Source organism: Sphaerobacter sp., from assembly GCF_019683595.1.
Lineage (GTDB): Bacteria > Chloroflexota > Chloroflexia > Thermomicrobiales > Thermomicrobiaceae > Sphaerobacter.
Genome location: NZ_JADGHZ010000116.1, coordinates 1 through 11466 on the forward strand (window position 1 = coordinate 1; position 11466 = coordinate 11466).

Below are 11466 nucleotides of genomic sequence, written 5' to 3' on the forward strand. Positions count from 1 at the left end.
CCCCCCAACCCCCTCTCCCCTTGTGGGAGAGGGGGAGATTCGGTAAGGCGCACAACGGCTACCGGCCGAGAGGAGAGTAGAGGCAGTGGCGGTTGTCTACTACGAGCAGGACGCGGATCTCTCCCTGCTGAAGGGGAAGAAGATCGCGGTGATGGGCTATGGCAGCCAGGGGCACGCTCATGCCCAGAACCTGCGCGACAGCGGGTGCGACGTGATCGTCGGGCTGTACGAGGGCAGCAAGAGCTGGGATCGGGTCAAGGCCGACGGCCTGGAGGTCGCGACTGTCCGCGACGCGGCGCGGCAAGCCGATATCATCATGATGTTGATGCCGGACCACACGCAGAAGACCGTCTACGACGAGAGCGTGGCGCCGGAGCTGCGTCCGGGCAAGACGTTGATGTTCGCCCACGGGTTCAACATCCACTTCGGCCGCATCACGCCGCCCGCCGATGTCGATGTCTCGATGATCGCGCCGAAGGGCCCGGGCCACATCCTGCGCGACACCTACCAGGAGGGCATCGGCATCCCGGCGCTCCTTGCCGTGCACCAGGATGCGAGCGGGCAGGCCAAGCAGGTTGCCCTGGCCTACGCCAAGGGGCTGGGCTGCACCCGCGCCGGCGTGCTGGAGACGACCTTTAAGGAGGAGACCGAGACCGACCTCTTCGGGGAGCAGGCGGTCCTCTGCGGCGGCATCTCGGCGCTGGTTCAGGCAGGGTTCGAGACGCTGGTCGAGGCCGGCTATCAGCCGGAGCTGGCGTACTTCGAGGTGCTCCATGAGTTGAAGCTGATCGTCGACCTGATGTACCAGGGCGGCATCAAGTACATGCGCTACTCGGTCAGCGACACCGCCGAGTACGGCGACTACGTCAGCGGCCCCAAGATCATCGACGACCGGGTGCGCGAGTCGATGCACCAGATCCTGCAGGACATCCAGACAGGGCGCTTCGCTGAGCGCTGGATGCGCGAGAACGACACCGGCCGGCAGGAGTTCATGAAGATGCGGGAGGCCGCGCAGAGCCACCAGATCGAGCAGGTCGGCGACCAGTTGCGGGCGATGATGCCGTGGCTCAAGCGGCGGGAGATCCCGACCCAGAGCAGTTCCTAACGGCGACGGGCGGCACCGTGCAGCCGTGCGGGTTCCCGGGAAGCTCCGGGACTCGTACGGTGTTGCATGGTGTGCGCATTGCGCAAGCGCGGCAGCGCAGGCTGTTGGCTTGCCGGTATGGCTCGTGGTATACTGGCCGTTGGATCATGCGTGACGTTCGCGCGGAGAACAGAGGGAGGCGCCGCTCGAATGGCGTTGTACAAGGCGCAGAAGGACGAGATCGTCAAGAACTTCCAGGTGCATGAGACCGACACCGGCTCGCCGGAGGTCCAGATCGCGCTCCTGACCGAGCGGATCAATGGGCTGGTCGAGCACCTGCGGGCGCATCCGCACGACAATCATTCGCGGCGGGGCCTGCTGAAGCTGGTCGGTCGGCGGCGCCGGCTGCTGGCATACCTGAGCGAGAAGGACGTTGAGCGTTATCGCGCGACGATCGAGCGGCTTGGATTGCGCCGTTAGGTTCGTGGTTGCTCCCTCGTACCTGACTACCGGCGAACAGACACGATCGGCGGATCGCCGCCGGTTCCCCGTTAGCTTGTGGACGAGCCCAGGGGTCATGTCCCTGGGCTTCGCTATTTCCCCAACGCCCTGGTGCGGGGTGCAGGCGACGGGGCGAGGGGAGGTGTAGGTACTGATCTCGCGGTGTCTCGCCAGTGGGCGCGTGCGAGGCGTTAGGTATTGGAGCCCGGCGAGGAATCGAGGCTGGTTCGTCGCCGAACGCCAGTCCCTAACACCTCCCACGTCCGCGACGAGACACCGATGGTTCCGTTTCAACCGCGACCAGAGCGGTCGCGAGGATGTGGGAGTTACACACCATGCCACCACTCATACATGAGCGCACGATCGAGGTCGCAGGCCGGCGCCTGACGATCGAAACCGGCCGTCTGGCGGGCCTGGCGCACGGCGCCGTGACGGTTCGCTACGGCGACACATTGGTCCTGACCACCGTGGTCGGGGAGCGGGAGCCGCGGGAGGGCCTCGACTTCTTCCCGCTGACTGTCGACTACGAAGAGAAGATGTATGCCGCGGGGAAGATCCCTGGCGGCTTCATCAAGCGTGAGGGGCGGCCGACGGAGGCCGCGATCCTGGCGGCTCGCCTGACCGACCGCCCGATCCGGCCGCTCTTCCCCAAGGGCTACAAGGCCGAGGTGCAGGTGATCACCACCGTCCTCTCGGCCGACCAGGAGAACGACCCGGACATCCTGTCGATCATCGGCGCGTCGGCCGCGCTGATGCTCTCACCGATCCCGTGGGCCGGCCCGGTGGGTGCCGTCCGCATCGGCGACATCGACGGCGAGCTGGTCGTCAACCCGACCGAGCATCAGTTGATCGACAGCAAGCTCGACATGGTCGTGGCGGGGACCGCCGACGCCGTGATGATGGTCGAGGGCGAGGCCGACGGGATCTCCGAGGAACGATTCCTCGACGCCGTGCTGCTGGCTCACGACGAGATCAAGCGCATCGTTGCCATGCAGCACGAGCTGCGCGAGGTGGCCGGCAAGGAGAAGTGGGAGTTTACCCCGCCGGAGGAGAACACCGAGCTCAAGCAGCAGATCGAGGAGTACATCGGCGACCGGCTGGTCTCGGCGGTGTTCAACCCCGACAAGGAGCAGCGCGTCGCGGCCACGGACGAGCTCAGGCAGGACGTGATCGCGCACTTCACCGAGGCCCCCGAGGGCGAGGAGCCCGTGGCGAGCGCCCGCGAGGTGTCGGACATCTTCGACGGGCTGGTCAAGGGCCTGGTGCGGCGGACGATCCTCGAGCGCGGCGAGCGCCCCGACGGTCGCCGGCCCGACGAAATCCGGGAGATCTGGATCGAGACGGGTGTGCTGCCGCGCGCCCACGGTTCGGCGATCTTCACCCGCGGCCAAACCCAGGCGCTGACCGTCGTCACGCTGGGTACGACCTCCGAGGAGCAGCTCCTCGACGGCCTCGGGATCGAGGAGTCGAAGCGCTACCTGCACCACTACAACTTCCCGCCGTTCAGCGTCGGCGAGGTGCGGCGGCTGCGCGGGCCGAGCCGCCGGGACATCGGGCACGGTGCGCTGGCGGAGCGCTCGCTCCTGGCGGTGCTGCCCGATGAGGACGAATTCCCGTACACGATGCGCGTCGTGTCGGAGATCATGAGCTCGAACGGCTCGACCTCGATGGCCAGCGTCTGCGGAAGCTCGCTGGCGCTGATGGATGCCGGGGTGCCGATCAAGGCGCCAGTCGCCGGTGTGGCGATGGGCCTGATCACCGACCCGGAGACGGGCCGCTACCAGATCCTGACCGACATCCAGGGCATCGAGGACGCGCTCGGCGACATGGACTTCAAGGTCGCCGGTACGGCGGAAGGCATCACCGGTATCCAGATGGATATCAAGGTGATGGGCATCACGCCGGAGATCATGCGCGAGGCGCTGGAGCAGGCACGTCGCGGCCGGCTCTTCATCCTCGACAAGATGAACGCGGTGATCGCGCAGCCGCGGCCGGAGATGTCCCCGTACGCGCCGCGGATCTACCGCATCCAGATCCGGCCGGACCAGATCGGCGAGGTCATCGGCCCGGGCGGCAAGGTGATCCGCGGGATCCAGGAGGCGACCGGCGCCAAGATCGACATCGAGGACGACGGCACCGTCTTCATCAGCGCGGTCAACGAGGAGAGCGCCCGCAAGGCGGTCGACACGATCGAGCGCATGACGAAGGTGCCCGAGGTCGGCGACATCTTCTTCGGCCGGGTGAAGACGATCATCCCGTCCGGCTGCTTCGTCGAGATCCTGCCGGGGAAGGATGGCTTCCTCCACATCTCCGAGCTTGAGCCCTATCGCGTCAACTCGGTCGAGGATGTGGTCCAGGTCGGCCAGGAGCTGAACGTCGTCGTCACCGGGATTCGGCCCGACGGCAAGATCAACCTGTCGCGCAAGGCGCTGCTGACCAGTGAGGGTCCGGACCAGCGCGAGCCGGCTGCGGCCGGTGGCGGGCGCGGCGGTCGCCGTCCGGACGACCGCGGTGGGCGCGGCCCGCGCGGTGGTGACCGGGACCGGCGTGGCGGCGGTGACCGCGACCAGCGCAACCGGCAGCCGGAGGCGCGCGATCAGCGCCCGCGACCCCGCCCGGACGAGGGCGGGCAGCCGCTGATGCGTCGCCCGCGTGACAGCCGTACCCTGCCCGGGCGCGGCCCGAACCGGTAGCACCGGCGACGCAACATAACTCGACCACGCACGAGCGGGCGGCAACGCCCGCTCGTTGTGTTGGCGCCTGGTATGAGGACGGTAACATGCGGCGCGGAGATACGCGGCGCTACCGCTCCAGGCGGATGATGCCGCGCTCGAGGGCGACGGTGACGGCGGCGGTGCGGTCGTCGACGTCCAGCTTGTTGAAGATGTGGATCAGGTGTGACTTGACGGTCGCCTGGCTGATGGAGAGGTGTGCGGCGATCTCCTTATTCGAGGCACCCTGGGCGACAAGTCGCAGGACGTCGATCTCACGCGGGGTGAGCGGCTCCTGCCGGGGCTGGTTCAGGCGTGCCATGAGACGGGCCGCGACGGATGGGGCGAGGAGCGACTGGCCCGCAGCCGCGGCTCGGATGGCGCGGAAGAGATCTTCGCGCGTGGTGTCCTTTAACAGGTAGCCAGTTGCGCCGGCTTCGACCGCGTGGAGGATGTCTTCGTCGCTGTCGTACGTGGTCAAGACCAGGACGTGGACGTCCGGCATCTCCGCGCGGATCAGTGCCACGGCATCCGCACCGTCCAGCTCCGGCATACGCAGATCCATCAGCACGACGTCGGGCCGCAAGCGGCGCGCGAGCTCGACGGCCTCGGCGCCGGTGGAGGCTTCGGCGAGGACGGTGAACTCCTCGTGCTCCGCCAGCATCCCGATTATCCCGGTGCGGACGACCGGGTGGTCGTCCGCGATGATCAAGCGGATCGGCTGCATCGCTCCGCGCTCCACCTCACGCACGGCTCGGCACCAACGCGTCCGCCCGCTCGGTGACGGGCTCCGTGCACGTGGTTACGGGAAGCGCGACCGTAATGCTGGTGCCTTCGCCCGGCGCGCTCTCGATCATCAAAGATCCGCCCAGCATACGTAGGCGCTCCCGCATTCCGGTCAAGCCGAAGCCGCCGTCGACGGAGCCCGAGGCGTCGGACACCGTGAGGCGGTCGAAGCCCACGCCGTCATCTTGCACGTCGAGCAGAATCTCGTCGCCGAGGTAGGAGAGCGTGATGTCTACGCGGCTGGCCCGCGCATGCTTGCGCACGTTGGCCAGCGCCTCCTGGGTAATGCGGAACAGGGTTACCTCGACATCGGTCGGAAGCGGGACCGGGGTGCCGTCCACCGTAATGTGTGCGGCGATGCCGGTGTCCTCGGACCAGCGCCGGGCGACGCGGGCGAGCGCGTCGGCCAGCGAGCCGCCTTGCTCCAGTTGTACCGGTCGCAGCGCCCAGACCAGGCGCCGGGCGTCGTTCAGGCTCTCGCGGGCCGTCGCGCGTGCCTGCTCGATGTGGCGGCGGAGGGCGGCTGCCTCGGCGGGGATATGCGGCTCGGCGGCCTCCAGGTGCATCACGATGCTCGTGAACCCCTGCGCCAGCGTGTCGTGAATCTCACGGGCCAGGCGCTGCCGCTCCTCAACGATCCCCGCCTGGCGTTCCTGCTCGGCCAGCGCGGCGCGTGTGGCCATCAACTCGTCGATCAGGCGCTTCCGCTCCTGGCTCTGGCGGGTGATGGCGGCAAAGAAAAAGATTGAGATGATCGTAAAGATGACGGAGAAGATGGCGCCCAGCAGCGCGCCCTCGTTCTCCCACAAGAACTGGCCGTCTTGCGCGGCGTCGCGGGTGAACAGGATCAGCGTGATGGTGATCACGCCGGCAGTGGCCCAGGTCGGGGGGATGAAGGCGAAGAGCTGGACGAAGATGGCGAACGACATCACCAGGAACGAGGCGTCGAGCCAGGCGAGCGTGCCGAGCAGCACCGCCTCGCCGAAGAAGAAAAAGGCGATGCGCCCCCGGCTCATCTCACCGCACGGCTGGAGCACGATCATCGCGGTGTACCAGGCCGCAAGTGCACCGGTAAGGGTGACGAGGAGGGCGCTGCGGCCGAGGCCGGGTCCGTCGAGCAGGGCGAGGATCAGTCCGAGGCCGAGCGACCCGTAGAAGACGCCGTGCCAGACCCGCTCCCAGCGCTCCAGCACGTCTTGCGATTGGGGCCGCGATCGCCGCCGGTTCCACCGGACCAGGGCTTGTCTGGCCTGGGCAAGTCCTAGATGCATGGAACCGCCTCCCTCCGGCGTGGGCCGTGGATTCGTGGCACATAGCGGTGACCGGTTTCCCGGCGCGCTCTCCATAGCATACCTGACGTAACTGCAGGCGCATCGACCGGGTGGACGGGCGGATATCCACCGAGAGGTGGATGCGGGTCAGGGAGCACGCAGCCGTTCAGCTCGCCGTCTGCGCGGCATCCGCGGTCGGACTGGACGACTCCAGGCGCGCCAGGTGACGCTCGATGACGAGCAACGCGCCCGTGCCGACCAGCACGCCGAGCCAGAGCGTCGCAAACCGGACGAGCAATGTCGCAGCCGCGGCGAGGTCCGAGGTCATGCGCGGGTCTCGGATGATCAGCAGGAGCAGGCCCGCCACACCCGCCTCGGCCGCGCCGAGTCCGCCGGGGAGCATGGACACCGCGCCCAGGAGCGACGCGGTGGCCATGATGAAGGTGCTGATGATGAGCAGCTTCAGCGTCGGGTCGAAGCCCAGCCCGACCAAAATTAAGAAGAAAGCCGCGCACTCGCCGAACCAGGAGACCATTCCGATTCCCACCGCGATGCTCAGCTTGCCGGGGCGGAAGAGGAGATAGGTGTTCTCGTAAAGCACGTGGAGCGCTTTCATGCGGCGGTAGATGAGCGGCACGTGCTCCAGCCGGGTGAAGATACGGAACATGAGCGACCGGCTCTGAAGTATCAGGATGCCCGCCAGGGCGAGCACCGCCAGGACCGCCAGGACTTGCCAACCGTTCCGGACCGACACGAGTCCCAGGGAGGCGAGTCCCAGCATCGCGATGCCGTCGGTGACCCGTTCGGCCACCACGATGGGGGCCGACACCGCGATCGGCGTGGCTGTGGCGCGTCGCAGCAGGTACGACTTTAGGAATTCCCCGAGCTTCCCCGGTGTAATCGCCATGGAGAGTCCGGCGAGGAAGATGCCCAGGCTCGTGCGCAGTTGCAGGCGGCCGATCTCAAGCCACTGGAGGTAGAGGTGCCACTTGGCGAAGCGCAGGGCGTAGTTCATGAGCGTGAGCAGGATGATCGGTGGCACGACCCACCAGTCAAACGTTCGCATCGTCCGCATCAGCGCCGGGCCGTCACCCAGGAGCGTGACGGCGGCGACGACGAGGATTCCGAAGACGAGCCCGTAGACGAAGCGGCGCTTCAGTCGGTCGAGCGGTGATCGTTCCTCGCCAGTGCGGGACCTCGCCAGGTGCGGCGTGCGCGCCATGTGCCGTGTACTCTCCCTCGCTGCCGGCCGCCGATGGATGCGACTCCCCGGCGGCTGCCTTCCGCAGGTTGCCGGCCACGTCGGACGCGGAGGGCCGGACTGATGGTACTGCACAAGGACCGCCTGCGGCGAGGAGGGGCGGGCGCGCGACGGACGCGGTGGGCGCCGTCGCCGCACGATATTGGGATTTCGGTTTGGCGCGGGGGTGCATACCCGCCCGTTTCGAGAATTGGGCGAGCATGCACCCGCTCTGACCGCGCTTCGCCACTTAGTCGAGGTAACCTTCAACGCGCAGTAGTTCCGCGTTGAGGATCGACGCCCCGGCGGCGCCGCGGATGGTGTTGTGCCCGAGCACGACGAAGCGGATGTCGAACACGTTGCACGGGCGGACACGGCCGACGACCGATGCCATCCCGCGCTCGACGTTGCGGTCCAGGATCGGCTGCGGCCGGTCGTTCTCGGTTCGGACGACGATCGGCCGCTCGGGCGCCGAGGGCAGGCCAAGCTCCTGCGGCCGGCCGCGATAGCTGGACAGGACCTCGATCACCTCCTCGACCGATGCCTTCCGCCCGAGCTTGAGCGACACCGCTTCGGTGTGGCCGTCGCGCACTGGGACGCGCGTGCAAGTCGCGCTAATCGCGAGGTCCGCGTAGCGGAAGCCGTCCGGCCCGTATCTGCCAAGGAGCTTCTTGGTCTCGGTCTCGATCTTCTCTTCCTCGCCGCCGATGAAGGGGACCACGTTGTCGATCAGGTCCATCGACGGGACGCCGGGGTAACCCGCGCCCGAGGCGGCCTGCAGGGTGGTGACCATTGCCTGCTCGATACCGAAGGCGTCCCACAGCGGCTTGAGCGCCAGGACCAGATGGATCGTCGAGCAGTTGGGGTTGGTGACGATGAAACCGTCCTTCCAGCCGCGCCGCTCGCGCTGTGCCTGGATTGCCGCGACGTGATCCGCATTGACCTCAGGGATCATCAGCGGGACATCCGGATCCATGCGATGGTCGCGCGCGTTGGTGAAGACGCGCTTCCCCTCGGCGGCGAGGCTCGCCTCGACCTCGCCGGCGATGCCTCCCGGCAGCGCCGAGAAGACGACCGAGCTGCGCACCGGCTCCTCGTAGTGCTGCACCCGCATCTCGGCCGCCTCCCGTGGCGGTGCGTCGCTCAGGCGCCAGTCGCAGACGTCCCCGTAGCGCTGCCCAGCCGAGCGCTCGCTGCCGACCAACTCGGCCACCCGGAACCAGGGGTGACCATCGAGCAGTTGCACGAAGCGCTGGCCGACGCTCCCCGTCGCACCAAGTACGGCGACATCGATCCGCTCACCCATACCCTCACGACCCTTTCCGCGGCGTAACCCGCCGGCTCGGCGCCGCCCGCGGCGGCGGTACGGCGCAAACAAAAACGGCAGAGGTGCTTACCTCTGCCGGTCCCTCACAGGCGTTGTGTTGGCGCGATCAGGTCACCGCACCCGCCTGTGCACCGGCGGGCGTAATAGTCATGCCGTCAATAATGGTGATGATCGCGCGCAGCGAAACCATCGGTTCCGTGCTCTCCTGGAACGGCCTTGCCGTCCTCAAGCCTGACGCGTACCCTCTGGGGGACGCTGCGCAGACGATAGCAGGGATCGGTTGCGCCGTCAAGGCGCGGGCAGGGCAGCGATCGGAACAGCGATGGAGGCGAGGATGAACGACAGACAGTTCGGCGTGGCGATCCTGGGACTGGGCACGATCGGTTCGGCGGTGGCCCGGGCGATCAGGGAGCAGGGAGATCTGATCGCGGAGCGCTACGGGCTGCGCCTGGTGGTGCAGGCGGTGCTGGAGCGCTCGCGCGACCGTGCGGCGCGGGCAGACCTGCCGCCGGACACGATCGCCACCGACCTGGCTACCATCCTCAGCGACGACGGCGTGGATGTGGTGGTCGAGGTCCTGGGAGGAGAACAGCCCGCCGCCGACTTCATGCTGCGTTGCCTGCGCGCGGGGAAGCACGTGGTGACGGCCAACAAGGAGGCCCTGGCGAAGCATTTCGGTGAACTCACCGCGGCGGCCAAGGAGGCGGAGCGTGCGCTCCTCTTCGAGGCGAGCGTCGGAGGCGGCATCCCGCTGCTGGTGTCGTACCGGCAGATTCTGGCCGCGAACCGGATCACGCGCGTGCGCGGCATCGTGAACGGCACGACCAACTTCATCCTGAGCCAGATGGCGGAGCACGGGACTGCCTATGACGCCGCGCTGGCCGAGGCTCAGCGGCTGGGCTATGCCGAGCCGGACCCGACCGCGGATGTCGAGGGATACGACGCGGCGTACAAGCTCGCGATCCTGGCGTCGCTCATGCTCGGGCGGCATGTCAGCCCGGACGAGGTGGACCGCACCGGCATCACCGGCGTCACGGCCGAAGAGGTCGCGGCGGCGCGCGAGCGCGGGGGAGCCATCAAGTTGATCGCGAGCGCGGAGCGGGACGGTGACGACGTCCGCCTCCAGGTCGCACCCACGTTCGTGCCGGGGGACAACCTTCTGGCCCACGTCTCCGCCAACTTCAACGCCATCGAGCTGACGGGAGATCGCGTCGGCCCTGTGGTCCTGAGCGGGCAGGGTGCCGGACCACTGCCGACGGCCAGCGCGATCCTCTCCGACGTGGTTGAGGCGGCGCGCGTCGGCGCCGCCGCGAACGTGGTCTTGGGCTCCTAGGGCGGTGCCTTCGACGGCGCGCGGCGGCGTTTGATGAATTAGCCCGCTGCACCCGTTGCCCGGTCGCTGTCACCGTGAGAGGAGCCGGCCTGCGCGGAGCGCCGGGCTGCGCAGTGAAGGATGACAGCAATTGAGCGTCGTTGGGGGCACAGGCGGACCACGCTACGGGTCACCGGCAATCTACGACTGGCGAGAGGGGCGGACCCGAAGGCGGCGGCAACGATCCGCGCTCGCGTGCCTTGCCGGTCCGCCCCGACGGTTTCCCAGTTAGCGGCGCGACGCCGCCGCGTGTGCTCGTGGTGCGCGGGTTCCGCTTACATCCCGCGCCCTTCGACGGCCGTAACCTTCCCGGTTTCAACATCGAAGATGTGGCGGTGCTGGCGCCGCAGGTCGGTGCCCAGCACGTGGAGCGAGTAGCTCGGTTCCGGGCCGACCGTTTCGATGCGGTGGATGTCGTCCGGGGGGAGTAGGGGATAGACCGCGCCGCGCTCGAGTACGTTTTCGTCGATCAACTCCAGCGTCGCGTGCTCCGGATCGCTCCCGTCGTCGACGCGCCGGTAGCGGGTCGTCCGCTGCGCGCCGCCGCAGACCCCGATCACCCCCCAGGTGACGTGGTCATGGACCGGCGTCGGCATCCCGGGGGCGAACTCCACCACGTAGATCTGGAGCGTGCCGTCGGGATCCTGGTAGTGGATGTAGCGCGGGCGGTCGCCGGGCGTCTCGGTGCGTCGGGCCGGGTCCATGAGCGCGTCGTTCCACACCACCCGCTCGACCAGCGGGATCAATTGCTCGACGATCGCCTGCCGGTCGTCGGCCGCGCTGCTCATGATGGCCCGCGCGTCTTCGACGAACTGATCGACCGAGTAAGCCTTCGTCGCCTCCATGAGAGCTCCTCCTTCCGGTGTGGCGGCGTCTCGGACTGTGCGCCTGCCTCACGCGCGACCGCTCGTAGCGGCGTCGTCCTGCTGCCGACAGGAATGGCAACACGTCCACGGCGCCGTACCGATGTGTCGGCGCCGACGGCGGGTGCGTCCGGATCGGACGTTCCGTTCCTGTGCCCCGGTGCAGCACCAGCCCGCACACGGGGATGAGAACGAACCTTCCCGTGGCGCCGACGTGATCAAGTCGCCGACCTGCTGGCCGTCGAACCTAGACTATCCCCAGATCGGACTGGCGTCGAGTGGGGGTGCGTCTACCCGGCTGGGGACAGCAC

Annotated in this window: 9 protein-coding genes; 4 read left to right on the top strand and 5 right to left on the bottom strand. The window is 67.9% G+C overall.

Annotation, left to right across the window (positions count from 1 at the left end):
* Positions 1 to 85 precede the first annotated feature (85 nt).
* The 3 genes from ilvC (at position 86) to pnp (ending at position 4278) form a co-directional block, all read left to right on the top strand.
* Positions 86 to 1105: a ketol-acid reductoisomerase gene (gene ilvC, locus IRZ30_RS11980; protein WP_294085418.1), complete on the top strand. Its 1020-nt coding sequence runs from the start codon at positions 86 to 88 to the stop codon at positions 1103 to 1105.
* A gap of 189 nt (positions 1106 to 1294) precedes the next feature.
* Entirely contained in the window at positions 1295 to 1564 is a 270-nt protein-coding gene (gene rpsO, locus IRZ30_RS11985; protein ID WP_012872036.1) for a 30S ribosomal protein S15, read from the top strand.
* Between the two features lie 356 nt (positions 1565 to 1920).
* Positions 1921 to 4278 (top strand): polyribonucleotide nucleotidyltransferase, encoded by a 2358-nt coding sequence (gene pnp / locus IRZ30_RS11990; RefSeq protein ID WP_294085422.1) that lies wholly within the window; start codon positions 1921 to 1923, stop codon positions 4276 to 4278.
* A 109-nt stretch (positions 4279 to 4387) separates the two neighbouring features.
* On the opposite strand, the gene IRZ30_RS11995 is transcribed toward pnp, so the two are convergent.
* From IRZ30_RS11995 to asd, 4 genes are all read right to left on the bottom strand, one after another.
* On the bottom strand, positions 4388 to 5023 hold the full coding sequence (locus tag IRZ30_RS11995; protein ID WP_294085423.1) for a response regulator transcription factor: 636 nt from the start codon (positions 5021 to 5023) through the stop codon (positions 4388 to 4390).
* Positions 5024 to 5039: 16 nt separating this feature from the next.
* Positions 5040 to 6353 (bottom strand): sensor histidine kinase, encoded by a 1314-nt coding sequence (locus tag IRZ30_RS12000; RefSeq protein WP_294085424.1) that lies wholly within the window; start codon positions 6351 to 6353, stop codon positions 5040 to 5042.
* Between the two features lie 166 nt (positions 6354 to 6519).
* Positions 6520 to 7575, bottom strand: a complete 1056-nt coding sequence (locus IRZ30_RS12005; RefSeq protein WP_294085425.1) for a lysylphosphatidylglycerol synthase transmembrane domain-containing protein — start codon at positions 7573 to 7575, stop codon at positions 6520 to 6522.
* Positions 7576 to 7843: 268 nt separating this feature from the next.
* Positions 7844 to 8899: an aspartate-semialdehyde dehydrogenase gene (gene asd, locus IRZ30_RS12010; protein WP_294085426.1), complete on the bottom strand. Its 1056-nt coding sequence runs from the start codon at positions 8897 to 8899 to the stop codon at positions 7844 to 7846.
* A 355-nt stretch (positions 8900 to 9254) separates the two neighbouring features.
* Between asd and IRZ30_RS12015 the strand changes: the two genes are divergently transcribed.
* On the top strand, positions 9255 to 10253 hold the full coding sequence (locus IRZ30_RS12015) for a homoserine dehydrogenase (RefSeq protein ID WP_294085429.1): 999 nt from the start codon (positions 9255 to 9257) through the stop codon (positions 10251 to 10253).
* Positions 10254 to 10567: 314 nt separating this feature from the next.
* Here the strand turns inward: IRZ30_RS12015 and IRZ30_RS12020 are convergent, their stop codons facing one another.
* Complete coding sequence (locus IRZ30_RS12020; RefSeq protein ID WP_294085430.1) at positions 10568 to 11137, bottom strand: cysteine dioxygenase family protein; 570 nt, start codon at positions 11135 to 11137, stop codon at positions 10568 to 10570.
* Between the last annotated feature and the right edge of the window lie 329 nt (positions 11138 to 11466).

Coding starts and splice junctions, on each gene's coding strand:
- rpsO (WP_012872036.1), top strand. CDS start 1,295: ATGGCGTTGTACAAGGCGCAGAAGGACGAGATCGTCAAGAACTTCCAG.
- pnp (WP_294085422.1), top strand. CDS start 1,921: ATGCCACCACTCATACATGAGCGCACGATCGAGGTCGCAGGCCGGCGC.
- IRZ30_RS11995 (WP_294085423.1), bottom strand. CDS start 5,023: ATGCAGCCGATCCGCTTGATCATCGCGGACGACCACCCGGTCGTCCGC.
- IRZ30_RS12000 (WP_294085424.1), bottom strand. CDS start 6,353: ATGCATCTAGGACTTGCCCAGGCCAGACAAGCCCTGGTCCGGTGGAAC.
- IRZ30_RS12005 (WP_294085425.1), bottom strand. CDS start 7,575: ATGGCGCGCACGCCGCACCTGGCGAGGTCCCGCACTGGCGAGGAACGA.
- asd (WP_294085426.1), bottom strand. CDS start 8,899: ATGGGTGAGCGGATCGATGTCGCCGTACTTGGTGCGACGGGGAGCGTC.
- IRZ30_RS12015 (WP_294085429.1), top strand. CDS start 9,255: ATGAACGACAGACAGTTCGGCGTGGCGATCCTGGGACTGGGCACGATC.
- IRZ30_RS12020 (WP_294085430.1), bottom strand. CDS start 11,137: ATGGAGGCGACGAAGGCTTACTCGGTCGATCAGTTCGTCGAAGACGCG.